Annotated in this window: 16 protein-coding genes; 5 read left to right on the plus strand and 11 right to left on the minus strand. The window is 72.1% G+C overall.

Features of this window, described 5'->3' with window-relative positions; translation table 11 throughout:
* Nucleotides 1–60 precede the first annotated feature (60 nt).
* From FHX33_RS05820 to FHX33_RS05835, 4 genes are all read right to left on the minus strand, one after another.
* Entirely contained in the window at nt 61–1,377 is a 1,317-nt protein-coding gene (locus tag FHX33_RS05820; RefSeq protein WP_021762865.1) for a M1 family metallopeptidase, read from the minus strand.
* On the minus strand, nt 1,374–5,324 hold the full coding sequence (locus FHX33_RS05825; protein WP_021762864.1) for a Pls/PosA family non-ribosomal peptide synthetase: 3,951 nt from the start codon (nt 5,322–5,324) through the stop codon (nt 1,374–1,376). The genes FHX33_RS05820 and FHX33_RS05825 overlap by 4 nt, the downstream gene beginning before the upstream one ends.
* Nucleotides 5,325–5,368: 44 nt before the next feature.
* A complete protein-coding gene (locus FHX33_RS05830) occupies nt 5,369–5,731 on the minus strand; it encodes a hypothetical protein (protein ID WP_039922096.1) in 363 nt (120 codons plus the stop codon).
* A 66-nt stretch (nt 5,732–5,797) separates the two neighbouring features.
* Nucleotides 5,798–6,277, minus strand: a complete 480-nt coding sequence (locus FHX33_RS05835) for an NUDIX hydrolase (RefSeq protein WP_021762862.1) — start codon at nt 6,275–6,277, stop codon at nt 5,798–5,800.
* 50 nt (nt 6,278–6,327) lie between these two features.
* On the opposite strand from FHX33_RS05835, the gene FHX33_RS05840 reads away from it, so the two are divergent.
* Nucleotides 6,328–6,786: an NUDIX hydrolase gene (locus tag FHX33_RS05840; protein ID WP_039922093.1), complete on the plus strand. Its 459-nt coding sequence runs from the start codon at nt 6,328–6,330 to the stop codon at nt 6,784–6,786.
* 15 nt (nt 6,787–6,801) lie between these two features.
* Here the strand turns inward: FHX33_RS05840 and FHX33_RS05845 are convergent, their stop codons facing one another.
* Nucleotides 6,802–7,137, minus strand: a complete 336-nt coding sequence (locus FHX33_RS05845) for a 4-fold beta flower protein (protein WP_021762860.1) — start codon at nt 7,135–7,137, stop codon at nt 6,802–6,804.
* A gap of 188 nt (nt 7,138–7,325) precedes the next feature.
* On the opposite strand from FHX33_RS05845, the gene FHX33_RS05850 reads away from it, so the two are divergent.
* The 3 genes from FHX33_RS05850 to FHX33_RS05860 all read left to right on the plus strand — a co-directional run bounded on the left by FHX33_RS05850 (nt 7,326) and on the right by FHX33_RS05860 (nt 10,484).
* Nucleotides 7,326–7,796: a hypothetical protein gene (locus FHX33_RS05850; RefSeq protein WP_155829008.1), complete on the plus strand. Its 471-nt coding sequence runs from the start codon at nt 7,326–7,328 to the stop codon at nt 7,794–7,796.
* 60 nt (nt 7,797–7,856) lie between these two features.
* A complete protein-coding gene (locus FHX33_RS05855; protein ID WP_183428266.1) occupies nt 7,857–9,569 on the plus strand; it encodes a bifunctional 3'-5' exonuclease/DNA polymerase in 1,713 nt (570 codons plus the stop codon).
* A gap of 66 nt (nt 9,570–9,635) precedes the next feature.
* On the plus strand, nt 9,636–10,484 hold the full coding sequence (locus tag FHX33_RS05860) for a DUF1684 domain-containing protein (RefSeq protein WP_039923910.1): 849 nt from the start codon (nt 9,636–9,638) through the stop codon (nt 10,482–10,484).
* Nucleotides 10,485–10,520: 36 nt separating this feature from the next.
* On the opposite strand, the gene FHX33_RS05865 is transcribed toward FHX33_RS05860, so the two are convergent.
* Complete coding sequence (locus tag FHX33_RS05865; RefSeq protein WP_021765220.1) at nt 10,521–11,087, minus strand: PadR family transcriptional regulator; 567 nt, start codon at nt 11,085–11,087, stop codon at nt 10,521–10,523.
* 190 nt (nt 11,088–11,277) lie between these two features.
* Here FHX33_RS05865 and FHX33_RS05870 point away from each other — a divergent pair, with 190 nt between their 5' ends.
* Nucleotides 11,278–11,781, plus strand: a complete 504-nt coding sequence (locus FHX33_RS05870; protein WP_039923909.1) for a DUF3145 domain-containing protein — start codon at nt 11,278–11,280, stop codon at nt 11,779–11,781.
* A gap of 97 nt (nt 11,782–11,878) precedes the next feature.
* On the opposite strand, the gene FHX33_RS05875 is transcribed toward FHX33_RS05870, so the two are convergent.
* From FHX33_RS05875 to FHX33_RS05895, 5 genes are all read right to left on the minus strand, one after another.
* Complete coding sequence (locus tag FHX33_RS05875) at nt 11,879–13,114, minus strand: beta-ketoacyl-[acyl-carrier-protein] synthase family protein (protein WP_021765218.1); 1,236 nt, start codon at nt 13,112–13,114, stop codon at nt 11,879–11,881.
* Between the two features lie 111 nt (nt 13,115–13,225).
* A complete protein-coding gene (locus FHX33_RS05880; protein ID WP_021765217.1) occupies nt 13,226–13,477 on the minus strand; it encodes an acyl carrier protein in 252 nt (83 codons plus the stop codon).
* Between the two features lie 55 nt (nt 13,478–13,532).
* A complete protein-coding gene (locus FHX33_RS05885; RefSeq protein WP_021765216.1) occupies nt 13,533–14,537 on the minus strand; it encodes a beta-ketoacyl-ACP synthase III in 1,005 nt (334 codons plus the stop codon).
* Nucleotides 14,538–14,547: 10 nt separating this feature from the next.
* Nucleotides 14,548–15,468: an acyltransferase domain-containing protein gene (locus FHX33_RS05890; RefSeq protein ID WP_183428267.1), complete on the minus strand. Its 921-nt coding sequence runs from the start codon at nt 15,466–15,468 to the stop codon at nt 14,548–14,550.
* A gap of 87 nt (nt 15,469–15,555) precedes the next feature.
* Complete coding sequence (locus tag FHX33_RS05895) at nt 15,556–16,764, minus strand: PucR family transcriptional regulator (RefSeq protein ID WP_021763794.1); 1,209 nt, start codon at nt 16,762–16,764, stop codon at nt 15,556–15,558.
* Nucleotides 16,765–16,766 lie beyond the last annotated feature (2 nt).

Genomic DNA, 16,766 nt, shown 5'->3' on the forward strand with positions numbered 1-16,766 from the left:
CGGTCCGGGAGGCGCTCGCGCGTCGTCCGGACCGCCCGCCTGCAGCGGCCGCCACGAGCGTCAGGCGGAGAGCGACGGCAAGCGGGTTCCGCGCAGCCACGCGTCGAAGAACTCGTCGAGCGGCTCCTCCGCGAACTCGGCCGCGAGCTCCTCGAACATCCCGGAGTCGACGGTCCCGAACCGGTTCGACGCGCACCAGGCGCGCAGCAGGTCGAAGAACCGCTCGTCGCCGATCCGCTTGCGCAGCGCGTGCAGCGTGCACGCGCCCCGCTTGTAGACGCGGTCGTCGAACATCGCGTCCGGCCCCGGATCGCCGAGGACGAGGTCGTGCGCCTTCACCCGCAGCAGCGCGTGATGAGTCCGCGCCAGTGCGTTGGCGGACGGGCCACCCGACGCCTCCGACCAGATCCACTCGGCGTAGCAGGCGAAACCCTCGTTGAGCCAGATGTCGCGCCAGCTCGCGAGGCCCACGCTGTTGCCGAACCACTGATGAGCGAGCTCGTGCGCGATCAGGCGCTCGGAGCCGCCGCGGCCGTCGACGTGCGACTCGCCGAAGGTGGCCATCGCCTGCGCCTCCAGCGGGATCTCCAGCGGGTCCTCCGTGACGACGACCGTGTACGACGGGAACGGGTACGGACCGAAGCGCTCCTGGAAGCAGTCGAGCATCCGGGAGAGCGGAGCGAAGTCGGCGAGCACGCGGCGGGCGAGCGCGGCCGGGTAGGCGAGCACGACCTCCACGTCGCCGGTGCGTCGCGGCTCGAGCGTGTAGCGGCCGATCTGCACGGCGGCGAGGTAGGTCGCGGTCGGCTCCGAGCGTTCGAAGAGCCAGGTGCCGCGGCCGGCGCCGACGCTGTGCTCGACCAGTTCACCGGTGGCGAGCACCGTGTACGCCGCCTCCGTCGTGATCCGGATGCGGTACGACGCCTTGTCCGACGGCCGGTCGTTGCACGGGAACCAGGTCGGCGCGCCCGACGGCTGCGCGGCGACGATCACGCCGTCGGTCAGCTCCTCCCAGCCGAGGGTGCCCCAGCGGGTGCGGCGCGGGGCGGGGGAGCCGTCGTAGGAGATCTCGACGCGGAACTCGTCGCCCGCGGCGATCGGAGTGGAGGGCGTCACGCGCAGGTGGGTCGGGTTCTGCGAGAACTTCGTGCGCTTCTCCCCGTCGAGGCGCACCTTCTTGGCGCGCAGGTGCACCAGGTCGAGCACGATCGCGGTGAGCGGCGCGGCGGCGCGGCCCGTGATGACGGCGACCGCGTCGAGGCGGTTCGTCGTCACCCGGTAGTCGAGCGTCAGGTCGTAGGAGAGCACCGCGTAGTCGTCGGTGCCGGAGCGCGGGAGGTAGGTGTGCGGGACCGTCGCGGCGGTGGCGCCGGTCATCGGGCCGCCCGCGTCTGGTACTGCCGCACCACGACCTCGCGCCAGGGACCGATCGGGTTGCCGCTCCAGCGACTTCCGGTGGGGACCGTCTCGCCGCGCATGACCAGGGAGGCCGGGCCGACCGTCGCCTCCGCGCCGATCGCGGCCGCCGGGAGGATGACGCTGTGCGGGCCCAGGGTGCCGCCGCGCTCGATGATGACCTCGTCCATGCTCATGATTCGATCATGGAACAGGTGCGTCTGCACGACGCAACCCCGATTGACCGTCGTCGCGTCGCCGAGGGAGACGAGATCGGCCTCCGGGAGCCAGTAGCTGTCGATCCAGACGCCGTGCCCGATCCGCGCTCCCAGGCTGCGCAGCCACCACACGAGCGCGGGCGTTCCCGCGGCGGCCCACGCGAACCAGGGAGCGGCGACCATTTCGGTGAAGGTGTCGGAGACCTCGCTGCGCCAGATGAAGGACGACCACAGGGGATGCTCGCCCGCGCGCAGCCTCCCGAGCAGCGCCCACTTCGCGGCGGAGCTGATCGCGGCGGCCCCGGCTCCGGCGGCGAGCAGCACGGGCCCGCTGAGCAGCACGGCCCACCACACGCCCCACGCCTCGACGATCGCACCGAGTCCCAGCACGACGCCGAGTCCGATCGCGCACGTCACGAGCACCGGGACGATGCGCAGCAGCTCCCACGTCGTGCGGGCGACCCGCAGGCCCGTGGAGGGCGCGTAGGTGCGCGAGACATCGGCCTCCTGCACGCGGCGCCGCAGCTTGACGGGAGGGGACCCCAGCCACGACGAGCCCGCCTTGGCCTTGCGGGGCGCGACCGACAGCACGGCGACGAGACCGTCGCGGGGGACGCGGTTTCCGCCGCCCGCCATCCCGGAGTTGCCCAGGAAGGCACGCTCGCCGATCTCGACCCGGGCGATGCGCACGTAGCCGCCGCCGAGTTCGTACGACGCCACGAGCGTGTCGTCGGCGAGGAACGCACCGTCGCGGATGCGCGTCATCGCGGGGAGCAGGAGGACGGTCGACGCCTCCACGTCGGTCCCGACCCGCGCGCCCAGCATCCGCAGCCAGACCGGGGTGAAGAGGCTGGCGTACAGCGGGAACAGGATGGTGCGCGCCATGTCGAGGAGCCGCTCCGTCGACCACACCTGCCAGCCGACGCGACTGCGCACGGGGTGCACGCCCTCCTCGATGCCGATGCCGAGCAGCCGCACCATCAGTACGACGAGACCCGCGAGCACCAGCCCGGCGACCAGCGTGCCGGGGACCAGCGCGGCGAACGCGCGCCCGGCGACGTCCGCCATGCTCGCCGCGCCCCGGATCGCCGCTGCAAGCACGAGCGCACCCGCTGCGAAGGCGATGACCGGCGCGAGAGAGACGACCAGCGACGCGACCGCGTAGGCGAAGACCCAGCGCGTGCGGCGCGGCGGACGCTCCTTCGGCCACCACTCGTGCGAGCGGCCGACCCGGACGGCGGGGGAGCCGGCCCACGTCTGCCCGGCCGGGACGCGTCCGAAGACGGCCGAGCCCGGAGCCACGGTCGCACCGCGCCCGATCTTGGCCCCCGGCATGAGGGAGCTACGTGCTCCGACGGTGCTGCCCGCGCCGATGCGCAGCTCGCCGATGCGGACGAGGTCGCCGTCGATCCAGTAGCCGGCGAGGTCGACCTCGGGCTCGATGGAGGCGCCGGCGCCGATCCGCAGCATCCCGGTGACCGGAGGGAGGGTGTGGAGGTCGACGCCCGGGCCGATCTTCGCGCCCAGTGCTCGCGCGTAGTAGCTGATCCACGGGGCCCCGGCGAGGCTCGCGGCCCCGATCTGGTGCGCCACCTGCTCGGCCAGCCACAGGCGCAGGTGCACGCCGCCGCCGCGCGGGTAGTCGCCCGGCTTCACACCGGCCAGCAGGAGGCGCGCGGCGACGACCGCGATCGCCATCCGGCCCCAGGGCGTGACGAAGATCAGGAGGCCGACGATCAGCCAGACGAGGTCGACCTCCGGCAGCGCGTCGAAGCCGCCGAACGGACGCAGGATGGCCGCGGCCGTGAGCAGGTAGAGCAGCCAGCGCACCCCGTTGAGGATGAAGAGGGGGAGGCCGAGCACGGTCTGCAGGACCTGCATGCGCCGCGGGGTGCGCGGCACCACGTGGGTCGAGGCCGCCGACGGCAGAGGCGAGCTCTCGGCGAGGGCCTGCGCCATCGCGGCGAACCGCGGATGCGCGTACACGTCGGCGACGCTGATGTCGGGGTGGCGGTGACGCACCAGGGAGACCAGCTGGGCGGCGGCGAGCGACCCACCGCCGAGGTCGAAGAAGTTGTCGTCGGGCCCGGTCACCGGCAGCCCGAGCACGCTGCGCCAGTCGGCGGCGAGCAATTCGGCCACCGGGTCGTCGCCGGCGGGGGAGGGACCGTCGGCCGTGTCGTCGAGCGGCCAGGGGAGGGCGGCTCGGTCGACCTTGCCGGAGGTGCGCACCGGGAGGTCGTCGACCACGGCCAGTAGCGGAACGAGCGCCGCGGGCAGCTCCTCCCGCAACTGAGCGAGCGCCGTCGCACGATCGAAGGCGTCGCGCTCGGGGACGGCGAGGTAGCCGACCAGGATGTCGTTGCCCGCCGCGCTCTTCCGCACGGCCGCGGCCGCACCCGAGACCCCCGGCAGTGCCTGGAGGGCGGCCTCCACCTCGCCGAGCTCGATGCGGCGGCCGCCGACCTTCACCTGGTCGTCGGCGCGGCCGAGGTAGAACAGCCCAGCGGGATCGAAGCGCACCAGGTCGCCGCTGCGATAGGCGCGCTCCCAGCCGAGCGTCGGCATCGGGGCATACTTCTCGGCGTCCTTCGCCGGGTCGAGGTAGCGGGCGAGGCCGACGCCGCCGATGACCAGCTCGCCCGTCTCGCCGTCACCGACCGGGACGCCGTCGGCGTCGACGACCGCAAGGTCCCAGCCGTCGAGGGGAAGGCCGATCCGCACGGGCTCGCCCGCGGTCAGTGCCGTGCCGCACGCGACGACCGTCGCCTCCGTCGGGCCGTAGGTGTTCCAGACCTCGCGGCCCTCGATGGCGAGCCGGTTCACGAGCTCGGGCGGGCAGGACTCCCCGCCGAAGATCAGCAACCGCACGTTGTCGAGCGCCTCCGCCGGCCACAGCGCGGCGAGGGTCGGGACGGTCGACACGATCGTGATGCGGTGCGCCTCCAGCCAGGGGCCGAGGTCCATGCCGGTGCGCACGAGCGAGCGCGGGGCCGGCACCAGGCACGCTCCGTGCCCCCAGGCCAGCCACATCTCTTCGCACGACGCGTCGAAGGCGACCGAGAGCCCGGCGAGCACGCGGTCCTGCGACCCGATCGGCTCCTCCTGCAGGAAGACCCGCGCCTCGGCGTCGACGAACGCGGCGGCCGAGCGATGCCGGACCGCCACGCCCTTCGGCGTGCCCGTCGAGCCGGAGGTGAAGATGATCCAGGCGTCGTCGTCGGGCACCGGCGGGTCGACGAGCGGGACGGCCGCGGTGCTCGGGTGCGGGGCATCCACGCCGAACAGCGGGACGGCCTCGTCGGCTCCGGTGGCGCGATAGCCGTCGTCCCCGATCACTCCCCGCACTGCCGCCTCGCCGAAGACGAGGTCGGCGCGCTCCTGCGGGTCATCGGCATCCACCGGCACGTACGCGGCGCGCGCGGCGAGCACCGAGAGGATCGCCAGGTACAGCTCGCGCGTTCCCGACGTCATCCGCACGCCCACGCGGTCGCCGGGGCGCACGCCCGCGAGTCTCAGGCGACCGGCGGCGGCGAGCACGTTCGCCAGCAGCTCCCGGTAGGACAGCGCGCCACGCGCGTCCTCGATCGCCGAGGCCTCGGGATCGGCGGCCACCGACGCGCGGAGGATGTCGATCAGGGTGCGGGGCGCCGGCGCGAGGGCAGACCTCAGCAGCAGGCCGGGAGCGGCGGATCCGTCGGGGTCAGTCACGGGCGTTCACGCTAGGCCGGTGCGGTTACCGGCCGGTGAACGGGTCAGCCTTCGCCCAGCGCGTGCAGCAGCTGCGCCTTGTTCATGCGCGAGTACCCCTGGATGCCCTGGGCCTTGGCGCGGTCGCGCAGCCCGTGGAACGTCGGGATGCCGCTGGACGGCGTCGCGGCGACGCCTCCGCTGCTCACCGCATCGGCCTGGGCCGCTGCGGCACGCGCGGTCTTCTCGGTGCGCTTGACCGCCTTCTTCGCGTCCTTCGCGGCCTGCTCCAGCCGGGCTGAGAGCTCCTCGGCCGTCTTGCGGGAGCGCTTGTCGAGCTTTTTCACCGCTCGCTCGGCCTCGTCCACCGCGGCGCGGGCGGCGACCAGCAACCGCTCCGCCTCCTTCTCCGCCTTCTTCGTGCTCACGGTTCCTCCTTGCGCGTTTCGGATCCCGGACAGCCCTGTCGCGCTCACCATACGTCCACTCGGGGGTCATGCGCCCTCCCCAGTCGCGAGAAGTTCGCGCAGCGCGTCCAGAATGGGCCGCTGGCCCTTCGTGAGCTTCTCGGCGGCGACGTCGAGCGTGAACCAGCGCGCGTCGTCGATCTCGGGGAACGCCTGCGTGCGGCCGGAGCGGGGAGGCCATTCCAGCTCGAACGTGTTGCTCCGGACCTCCGTGAGTTCGAAGTCGGGGGCTGCACCCGCGAACACGACGATCACCTTGCCGGAGGTCCGGAAGTCGCCCAGCGGCAGGTAGTCCGCATCCGGCGCCTCCACGCCCATCTCCTCCGCGAACTCGCGGCGGGCGGCGCCCAGCTCGTCCGTGTCCCCGGCCTCGACGATCCCTTTGGGCAGCGACCAGGCGCCGTCGTCCTTGCGCGCCCAGAACGGCCCGCCCATGTGCCCGAGCCAGATCTCCGGCCCGGTGGACGAGCGGCGGTGGAGCAGGAGGGCGGCGCTGCGGACGGTCATAGTGCGACCCTACGTCCGCCTCCGCTCGTCCGGGCGGCTAACGTGGAACCGTGAACTCGGGTGACGCGTGGGTTGAAGGCCCTCAGGGCGAACGCTTCTGGGGACGGTTCGGCGCAGCCGGGCTGCTGGTGCACGATCTCCAGCGCGGCATCCTGTTGCAGCACCGCGCCGACTGGAGCCACTTCGGCGGCACCTGGGGGCTGCCGGGCGGGGCGAGGCACGAGGGGGAGTCCGCCGTCGAGGGCGCGCTACGCGAGGCCCACGAGGAGGCCGACGTGCCGCCCGACGCCGTGCGCGTGCTCTTCGAGAGCGTGCTCGACCTCGGCTTCTGGTCGTACACGACCGTCGTCACGCAGGCGGTGCGGCCGTTCGAGGCGCGCATGGCCGACGTCGAGAGCATCGAGCTGCGCTGGGTGCCGGTAGGGGAGGTCGCCGACCTCCCGCTGCACCCCGGCTTCGGGGCCTCCTGGCCCGAGTTGCGCGCGCGGTTGTCCGGCCTGGCGGACTGACCCCGCCCCGACGGTTCAGGAGGCGAGGCGCGGCCAGAGCAATGCCCCGGCGACGTCCTGGCATCCGGCCGGAAGGCTCGCGAACGACGCCGCTCCCGGGTACGCCGCCTGGCCGGGGTAGCCCGGCGCCCCGGGGTAACCCGGATCACCGCGGTACCGGTGCCCGTCCTCGGTGAAGAGCCGGTCGCCACGCACCGTCCCGAGGTAGCTCCCGCTCGGGGTCACGACCTCATCGTCGTCCCACGGGAACCACCCGATCCAGTCGCCGTCGGGATTGAACAGGTACCGCCCGCGCGGGTCGCTGCGGAACGCTATCCAGACTCCCTGACTGTCGTGCAGATATACGGTCATCGTCGATCGCCTTTCGGGTCGGCATCGTCGTCCGTTGAATTATCCTCACCATGGCGCGATGCGGCAAGCGACGCGCAGGGGGATTCGCAGCGGGTGGCTTGCGCGGGGTGGAGCGGCGAGTCCATACTCGGCGGCTGAGCCCTCCGAGTTCGCCCACCTCCGTGAGAGCTGCTGTCGGGAGGAGTGGGATGCCATCGAGCACGAGTGAAAGCGGTGCGGCCCGTGTGTTGGCGGCGATCGTCTGGATCGCCTTCGCCGTCGCCTGCGCAGGCCTGGTCTACTTCGGCGTCCTGGGCGCGCTCGGGAAGCCGAACTGGCCGGTCCTCACCGCCGCGGCCGTGGCAGCATCGTTCCTGCTCTTCGTGGCCCTGCAAGCGCGATGGTTGAGGAGCCGGCGCACGCTCGCTGAGGAGGGGAGGGCGAACCTGTCGAGCAACGATGGTGGCGATGGCGGTGGCAGTGGCAGACCACGCTGGTCGACGGTGGCGTGGATTGCTGCCATCGTCGGGGTCTTGTCCTTCCTCGCCGGGCTCTTCATCGACCATGGCGTGCTCCACCGGGTGCTGCTCGGGGTGGCCATACTCGCGGGACTCGTCGTCGTGGCGAGCGTCGGAGTCGTCATCGAGGCTTCGCGGCGCCGAAACCGCGGAGCGACGTGAGGGGTTCGCCCGCGGCAAGCGACGCGCGGGGATGTCACCCGCTCCCGGGAGAATGGAACCGTGCACATCGTCCTCGAACGCGTCGGCCGCGACATCCGCGCGGTCGCCGTCCCCGCTCCCGTTCCGGGGGAGGCTGGGCACGCGACGGGCGAGGCCGACGAGCTGACCGGCGCGGACCTCCCGGACTACGTCGCCGCCCGGGAGAACGCGCCCGCCGACGGTGAGCGCCCCCGCTGGGTCTGGAGCGACACACGCGCCTGGTACCCGGCCCTCCTCGCGGCCGGCGTGCGGGTCGAGCGCTGCGTCGACCTGACGCTCTCGCACACCATCCTCCGCAACTCGGCGCTCACCGCCGACTCGGCCCTCGCCACGGCGCCCGTCGGGCCGTGGGACACCGCGACGGTGCTGGAGGATGCCCCCGAGCCCACCCACTCGGCCCTCTTCGACTTCGAGCACGAATCGACGGCCGGTGACGCTGACGCGCTCTCCGCCGTCACCGAGTTCGCCGCTCAGCAGGAGGCGATCGCCGGCAGCGCCGACCCCGGCCGCTTGCGCCTCCTCCTCGCCGCGGAGTCCGCGGGTGCGCTCATCGCCGCCGAGATGCGGTTCTGCGGCCTCCCGTACAGCGCTGAGCGGCACGACGACCTGCTCACCGGGCTCCTGGGCCCCCGACCCGCCTACGGCCGTCCTGCGGTCCTGGAGGAGCTCGTCGCCCGCGTCCGCGCGGAGCTCGACGCCCCGGACCTCAACCCCGACAGCCCGCCGGCGCTGCTCAAGGCCCTGCAGCGCGCCGGGATGCTGGTGACCTCCACGAGTTCGTGGGAGCTCCGCGAGCTCGACCACCCCGTCATCGAGCCCCTGCTGCGCTACAAGAAGCTCTCGCGGCTGCTCACCGCCAACGGGTGGACCTGGCTGGAGAGCTGGGTGCACGACGGCCGGTTCCGGCCGGACTACGTGCCGGGCGGCGTGGTCACGGGTCGTTGGGCGACGCGCGGGGGAGGCGCGCTGCAGCTGCCCAAGCAGGTCCGCGGCGCCGTGGTGGCCGACCCGGGCTGGAAGCTCGTCGTGGCCGACGCCGCGCAGCTCGAGCCCCGCATCCTGACCGGCCTCGCCGGCGACACCGCGATGGCCGCGGCCGGTCGCGGAAAGGATCTCTACGCCGGCATCGTGGAGTCGGGCGCCGTCGACGAACGCGCGCACGCCAAGGTCGCGATGCTGGGTGCGATGTACGGGGCGACGACCGGCGAGAGCGGGCGACTCATGCCCCGCCTGACCCGTGCCTTCCCGCGCGCCATCCGGCTGGTGGAGGAAGCCGCCCGGGCGGGGGAGCGCGGTGCGATCGTCACCTCCCGCCTCGGCCGCAGCTCGCCGCCGCCGAGTGCGGCCTGGCGCACGACGCAGTCCGCTGCCTCCTCCGCCGACTCGACCGCCGTCGACGAGCGCCGCGCGCGCAGCCAGGCCCGCGACTGGGGACGCTTCACCCGCAACTTCGTGGTGCAGGCGAGCGCGGCGGAGTGGGCGCTGTGCTGGATGGCGGAGCTGCGCAACCGCCTCACTGCCCTCGCACCCGGCCGGCCCCTGACCGACTCCCCGCACCTCGTCTACTTCCTGCACGACGAGGTGATCGTCCACACGCCCGCCGAGCTCGCGTCCGAGACGGCGGCCGCCGTGGAGGAATCCGCCCGGCTCGCGGGACGGCTGCTCTTCGGCGCGTTCCCCGTCGACTTCCCGGTCACCGCCGCCGTCGTCGACTCGTACGCCGAAGCGAAGTGACGCCGGCGCGGAATTCCCGGGTGTCGGAGTTGGTTGTCAGTGGCGACCTGACCGAGGATGGAGACCATGACTGACACCGCCGCCGCCCCCACCGACCCCAACGCCGTCCTGGCCCGGTACCGGCAGCGCCGCGAGCAGGTGGTCACCGCCCCGCAGGGCAACCTCGCGCTCGTCAACACGCAGTGGATCACCGGCGACCCGGAGGCTCCCGCGCAGCCCGTCTGGGGCGTCCCCGGCCTGTGGTCGCCGCTCCCCGCCGGGCAGTCCGGCCTGAAGGTCACCGCCACCCCGGCGGACGGCATCACGGTCGACGGCACGCTCGTCGACGGCGAGGCCATCGTCCGCGGCAAGGACGACGCGAACCCGAGCGCGATCACCTTCAGCGACACTGTCAGCGGCTTCGTCATCGCCAGCGAAGAGGGCGACTACGCGCTCCGCGTCTGGGACGCGAACTCCGAGGCGATCCAGGAGTTCGGCTCCATCGACGCCTTCCCGTTCAACCGCGAGTGGATCATCCAGGCGGCCTTCAGCCCGATCGAGGGCGGCAAGTCCGTCGGCTTCGAGCACCTGAAGGACGACGGCAAGACCCGCGAGATGGTCATCCCCGGCGAGATCACCTTCAGCAAGGACGGCGTCGACTACAACCTCGCCGCCTTCAAGGCCGGTCGCGCGCTGCAGCTCGTCTTCGCCGACAGCACCAACGGCGACAGCACCTACTCGGTCGGGCGCTTCCTCTTCGTCGTCCCGAACGAGGACGGCACCGTCACCCTCGACTTCAACCTCGCCGTGCTGCCGCCCTGCGCGTTCAGCTACAACTTCAACTGCCCGCTGCCGCCCGCGCAGAACCGGTTCGCCGTGCCGATCGAGGCGGGCGAGAAGAACGTGCTCAACAAGGAGGGCGAGCTCCTCCACTGAGGCGCGTCGCGCTGCGACTGGTCCGGCTGATCGCGTTCAGGCCGACTCCGCCGCCGGTCGCCGTCCACGACGCGGACGCTCCGGCGAACGCGGCTGGAGCAGCACCTCCGGGTGCGCGCTGAGAGCGGCGGCGACCTCGTCGAGCCACTCGATCGCCGCGTTCGCCCCCAGCTCGGCGGCCCGGTTGGCGGCGAGCAGTGCACGCGAGTCGGCGTCGTGGGTCAGCGCTCGGATGCGCTCCGCGTAGGCCGCGCGGTAATCGGCCACGATCGCGGCGGGGTCCGAGCCCGCGATGGAGGCCGCGATCAGCACCTGATCCTGCATCTCGTCCCAGTCCGGCTCGGTGTCCCGCGGTCCCGTCGACAGCCACGCACGCGCCTGCGCCTCGCCCTCCTCGGTGAGCGCGTGCAGCGGGAGGCCGTCCTCCGTCGCGCCCGCCGGCTCGATCAGCCCCTGGTCGGTCATGCGGTCGAGGGTCGAGTAGACCTGTCCGGCGTTGAGCTGGCGACGGTGGGCCGCCCGCGCCAGGAACTCGTTCTGCAGCTGCGAGCCGTACGCGGCGCCCTGCGTCAGCACGGCGAGGAAACCATTCTGGACGGACATACTCGGTATGCTATTCCGCCTCGGCGCGCACGGCACGCGGGAATCGCCGAATCACAATCTTGTAACTCCGGCGCGTTGTCCGGCATAATCGTGGCAGAGGCCCCGGTGGGGCCCGCAAACTTCATACGCAGTCATGGCACATCCGCTCGTTGGTCGTTGGGGAAGACGCACCAAGCGATCGGAGGAAACCATGACGGGTCACGCAAGTCGGGGAGTGCTCTACGTGCACTCCTCTCCTGGCGCGCTCTGCCCCCACATCGAGTGGGCGGCGGGACGCGCTCTCGGTCGCGCCGTCAACTTCACGTGGGAGACGCAGCCGGTCTTGAAGGGCGCCCAGCGAGCCGAGTTCTTCTGGGACGGCCCGCAGGGCACCGGCGCGCGCCTCGCCACCGCTCTGCGCGGATGGGAGCACCTGCGCTTCGAGGTCACGGAGGACGCCGGACTCGGCACCGACGGCGGCCGATGGATGCACACCCCCGATCTCGGCGTGTTCTTCGCCCAGACCGACACCGTCGGCAACATGGTCGTGCCGGAGGATCGCATCCGCTACGCCATGGAGCTCGCGGGCGGCAACGCGCAGGAGCTGCAGCGCGAGCTGCGTCTCGCCCTCGGCCAGGCCTGGGACGAGGAGCTCGAACCGTTCCGGCACGCGCACGACAACACCTCGGTCATCTGGCTGCACAAGGTCGGCTGACAGGATCCCGCGGCGGGCCCGGCGAACGCCGCCCGCCCGCGGTGAAACGGGAAAGGCCCCGGTCCAATGGACCGGGGCCTTCTCACGTGCGCCGGGATCAGACCGAGCGGAACGCGACGACGGCGTTGTGTCCGCCGAAGCCGAACGAGTTGCTGATCGCGAGCTGCGGGCCGTCGCCGAGCGGCTGGGCCGATCCCGAGACCTTCAGCGGGATCGCCGGGTCCTGCTCGGTGAGGTTGATCGTCGGCGGGGCGACGCGGTCGCGCATCGCGAAGATCGTGAACACGGCCTCCAGTGCGCCGGTGCCGCCGAGCAGGTGACCTGTGGACGCCTTCGTGGCCGACACGGGGATGCTGTGCACCCGGTCGCCGAACACCTCGCGCAGCGCGACGTACTCGGCCGGGTCGCCCACGGGCGTGCTGGTCGCGTGCGCGTTGATGTGGGTGACCTCGTCGGGCGAAGCGCCGGCCTGTTCCAGTGCGAGCCGCACGGCACGGCTCGCACCGCGGCCCTCGGGGTCGTTCGCGGTGATGTGGTACGAATCGGCGGTGACGCCGCCGCCGACGACCTCCGCGTAGATGCGGGCGCCGCGGGCGAGGGCGTGCTCCTCGGTCTCGAGCACCAGGGCGCCGGCGCCCTCACCCATGACGAAGCCGTCGCGGTCGACGCTGTAGGGGCGGGAGGCCGTGGTGGGGGAGTCGTTGCGGCGCGAGAGCGCCTGCATCGACGAGAAGGAGGCGATCGTGATCGGGTGGATGGCGGACTCGCTGCCGCCGGCGATCACGATGTCGGCGAGGCCGGCCTGCAGGTGCTCGTACGCGTTCACGAGCGACTCGGTGCTGGAGGCGCAGGCGGAGGCGACCGTGCGGGCGAACGCGCGGGCCTCGAAGTGCATGGAGATCGCGGCCGACGCGGCGTTGGGCATCAGCATCGGCACGGTCATGGGGAGGACGCGGCGGGGGCCGCGCTCGCGCAGGGTGTCCCACGCGTCGAGCAGGGTCCACACGCCGCCGATGCCGGTGGCGTAGTCGACGCCCAGACGCTCGGGGACGACCTCGGGCGAGCCCGCATCGGCCCAGGCCTCCATCGCGGAGACGAGGGCGAGCTGGCTCGACGGGTCGAGGCGCTTGGCGACGGGACGCTCGAGCACGGTGTCGGGGCGCACCTTGGCCTCGGCGGCGAAGGTGACGGGCAGCTCGTACTTCTCGACCCACTCGTGTTCGAGGGTGCGGGCTCCGGACTCACCGGCGAGCAGGCCCTGCCAGCTCTCCGGGGCGGTGCCGCCGAGCGGGGAGGTAGCGCCCACGCCGGTGACGACGATCTTCTTGGTCATTACGACAACTCTCCGTTGTTCGGTACGTCGGACTCGCGCGGGCGCACGAGAACTCGCGCGGGCGGCGGCCGGAGGGCGCGCCGCCCGCGCGGAGGACGATTCTTGCGGGGCCTAGGCGTCCTGCGCCTTGACGATGAACTCGACCGCGTCGCCGACCGTCTTGAGGTTCTTGACCTCCTCGTCGGGGATCTTGACGTCGAACTTGTCCTCGGCGTTGACCACGATGGTCATCATCGAGATGGAGTCGATGTCGAGGTCGTCCGTGAACGACTTGTCCAGCTCGACGGTGTCGGTCGCGATGCCGGTCTCGTCGTTGATGAGCTCGGCCAGGCCGGCAAGAACTTCTTCGGTGGACAATGCCATGGTGTTATCTCCTTGAGGGGTGTCGTTTTGACCGTTGATCAGTCTAGGGCAGGGCCTACGGCAGTACGACGACCTGCGCGCCGAAGACCAGACCGGCACCGAAGCCGATCTGCAGCGCGAGACCGCCGGACAGCTCCGGGTGCTCCTGGAGGAGCCGGTGCGTGGCGAGGGGGATGGAGGCGGCGGACGTGTTGCCCGTCGTCTCTATGTCACGGGCGATCGCGACCGTCTCGGGCAGCTTGAGCTGCTTGGCGAACTCGTCCACGATCCGCATGTTCGCCTGGTGCGGGATGAACGCGGCGAGCTGGTCGGGGGTCACGCCGGCGGCGTCGAGCGCCTCCTTGGCCACCTTCGCCATCTCCCACACGGCCCAGCGGAAGACCGTCTGGCCCTCCTGGCGCAAGGTCGGCCACGGCTTCTCGCCGTCGCGGAACTCGGTGAGCGTGCTGTCCATCCCGACCGCGTCGGCCTTCGAGCCGTCGGAGCCCCAGATCGTCTTCGAGATGCCGGGGTACTCGCTCGGGCCCACCACGACCGCGCCCGCGCCGTCGCCCAGGAGGAACGAGATGGTGCGGTCGGTCGGGTCGACGACGTCGGAGAGCTTCTCGGCACCCACGACGAGGGCGTAGTGCGCGACGCCGGTGCGGATGAGGGCGTCGGCCTGGGCGATGCCGTAGGCGTAGCCGGCGCAGGCGGCGTTCATGTCGTACGCGGCGGCGGGGTTGGCGCCGACGCGGTCGGCGAGCACGGCGGCCAGCGAGGGCGTCTGGCGCGGGTTGGAGATCGTGGCGACGATGACCGCGTCGATCAGCTTCGGGTCGACGCCCGACTTCGCGATGGCCTCCTTCGACGCCTCGGTCGCGAGGTCGACCGCGCCGATGTCATGGCTGGCGCGGGTGCGCGTGATGATGCCGGTGCGCTGGCGGATCCACTCGTCCGACGAGTTGATCGGGCCGACGAGGTCGTCGTTGGGCACCACGCGGTCGCCGCGGGCCGCGCCGATCGAGAGGATGCGAGTGTACTGCGGGCCGTGCGACTGCTGCAGAGTGGGGTGGGTCATCCGGGTCCTCCTAGGCGGCCTGGTCGATGAGGTCGAACGCGGCGGGCAGGTCGTCGGGCGTCTTGATGGCGACGCTCGGCACGCCCTTGAGGCCGCGCTTCGCGAGCCCGACGAGGGCGCCGGCCGGGGCGACCTCGATGATGCCGGTCACGCCGGCCTCCTGGAACGACTGCATGGTGAGGTCCCAGCGGACGGGCGAGGAGACCTGGCCCACCAGCAGGCGGAGGAACTCGGCGCCGTCGGTGACGCGGGAGCCGTCCTTGTTCGTCCAGAGCGGCAGCGTCGGGTCCTGCGTGGACAGGGTGGAGGCGAACTGCTCCAGCACGGGCACGGCCGGGGCCATGTATCGCGTGTGGAATGCACCGGCCACCTGGAGCGGAATGACGCGGGCACGGGCCGGCGGGTTCTCGCTCAGGGCCGCGAGCGCGTCGAGGGCACCCGCGACGACGATCTGGCCGCCGCCGTTGTAGTTGGCGGGGGAGAGGCCGAGGGTCTCGAGCTGCGCGAGCAGCTCTGCCTCATCGGCGCCGATCACGGCGCTCATCCCGGTCGGGGTCTCGGCGGCGGCGCGGGCCATGGCGGCACCGCGCTCACGGACGAACGCCACGGCGTCCGTCTCGCTCAGGACGCCCGCGCCGGCGGCAGCCGTCAGCTCGCCGACCGAGTGCCCGGCGATGCCGCCGACCTTCTCGCGGCGGCCGTCGGCCAGCAGCGCCGACAGGGTCAGCAGCCCGGCCGAGACGATGAGCGGCTGCGCCACCGCGGTGTCGCGGATGGTGTCCGCGTCGCTCACCGTGCCGTGCGCGACGAGGTCGATGCCGACCGCGTCGGAGATGCCGGTCAGCTGGTCGCGGAAGGCCGTCTCCGTCAACCAGGGGTCGAGGAAGCCGGGGGTCTGGGAGCCCTGGCCCGGGCACACGATCACAATCACTTGACTAAGTCTGCCAATCTTCCGCCGTGCGGATGTGTCGAATGGATACGAAGTATCGAACGAAGCTCTGTGGAAGTCTACAAAGACTCAGGTGCGACGCGACGCTTCCGGCTCGTTGATCGAGCCGACGATGAGCGCGGCCTGCAGGATGAGCGCCTCACGGGCTCCCGTCGCATCCCAGCCGATGACGTCCGAGACGCGCTTCAGGCGGTAGCGGACGGTGTTCGGGTGGACGAACAGCTCGCGAGCCGTCGCCTCCAGGGAGCGCCCGTTGTCGAGGTAGCACCACAGGGTGGTGAGCAGCTCGGTCGAGTGGGCCTGCAGCGGGCGGTAGATGCGGCTGATCAGGGTCGCGCGCGCCAGCCCGTCGCCCGCCAGCGCACGCTCCGGGAGGAGGTCGTCGGCGTGCACGGGACGCGGGCAGTTGCGCCACGCCTTCGCCACGGCGAACCCGGCCAGGGCGGCCTTCGCGCTCTTGGACGCGTCCACCAGGCTCGTCACCTCATGGCCGAGCACCAGGTGCCCGGCGCCGAACTCCGGCTCCAGCTGCTGGGCGATCTCGAGGAAGCTGACGGCCGGCGTCGCGCCGATCGCATCTTCCGGGACGCTGTCGCTCGGCCAGGCGCGGCCGATCACCAGGACGAGCCGGTTGCCCTGCACGCCGATCAGCACGTCGGCCGACATGTGCCGGGCGGTCCGCCGCAGCTGGTCGACGTCGAGCATGCGCGGCGCGGTGCCGACCAGCACGCTGACCTCGCCGTGCCCGTGCCAGCCGAGCGCGGCGATCCGGCTAGGCAGCTCGTCGTCGTACTCGCCGGTGAGGATGCTGTCGACCACGAGGGCCTCCAGGCGCGCGTCCCACAGCCCGCGTGCCTCGGCGGCGCGGGCGTAGACGTCGGCGGCGGCGAACGCGATCTCGCGCGAGTAGAGCAGGATCGCCTCCCGCAGCGCCTCGCCTCCGCCGACCTTCACGCGCTCCTCGACCACCTCGACGGTGATCTTGATGAGCTGGAGGGTCTGCTGGAGGCTGACGCTCCGGAGCAGCTCACGAGGAGCCGCCCCGAAGACGTCGGCCGCGATCCAGGGCGTCGAGCGCGGGTCGTCGAACCACGAGATGAACGACGAGATGCCCGCCTGCGCGACCAGCCCGACCGCGCTGCGGCGGCCGGGCGGCATGTCGCGATACCAGGGGAGCGTGTCCTCGAGCCGCTTGAGCGTGGTCGTGGCGAGCTCGCCCGAGATCTTGCGCAGCCACGCAAGGGTCTCGGCCTTGGTCCTCTCGACTGAACTCGGCACGG

Source organism: Leifsonia aquatica (assembly GCF_014190775.1).
Classification (GTDB): domain Bacteria; phylum Actinomycetota; class Actinomycetes; order Actinomycetales; family Microbacteriaceae; genus Leifsonia; species Leifsonia aquatica.

Coding starts and splice junctions, on each gene's coding strand:
- FHX33_RS05820 (WP_021762865.1), bottom strand. CDS start 1,377: ATGACCGGCGCCACCGCCGCGACGGTCCCGCACACCTACCTCCCGCGC.
- FHX33_RS05835 (WP_021762862.1), bottom strand. CDS start 6,277: ATGACCGTCCGCAGCGCCGCCCTCCTGCTCCACCGCCGCTCGTCCACC.
- FHX33_RS05845 (WP_021762860.1), bottom strand. CDS start 7,137: ATGACCGTATATCTGCACGACAGTCAGGGAGTCTGGATAGCGTTCCGC.
- FHX33_RS05850 (WP_155829008.1), top strand. CDS start 7,326: ATGCCATCGAGCACGAGTGAAAGCGGTGCGGCCCGTGTGTTGGCGGCG.
- FHX33_RS05860 (WP_039923910.1), top strand. CDS start 9,636: ATGACTGACACCGCCGCCGCCCCCACCGACCCCAACGCCGTCCTGGCC.
- FHX33_RS05865 (WP_021765220.1), bottom strand. CDS start 11,087: ATGTCCGTCCAGAATGGTTTCCTCGCCGTGCTGACGCAGGGCGCCGCG.
- FHX33_RS05870 (WP_039923909.1), top strand. CDS start 11,278: ATGACGGGTCACGCAAGTCGGGGAGTGCTCTACGTGCACTCCTCTCCT.
- FHX33_RS05875 (WP_021765218.1), bottom strand. CDS start 13,114: ATGACCAAGAAGATCGTCGTCACCGGCGTGGGCGCTACCTCCCCGCTC.
- FHX33_RS05880 (WP_021765217.1), bottom strand. CDS start 13,477: ATGGCATTGTCCACCGAAGAAGTTCTTGCCGGCCTGGCCGAGCTCATC.
- FHX33_RS05885 (WP_021765216.1), bottom strand. CDS start 14,537: ATGACCCACCCCACTCTGCAGCAGTCGCACGGCCCGCAGTACACTCGC.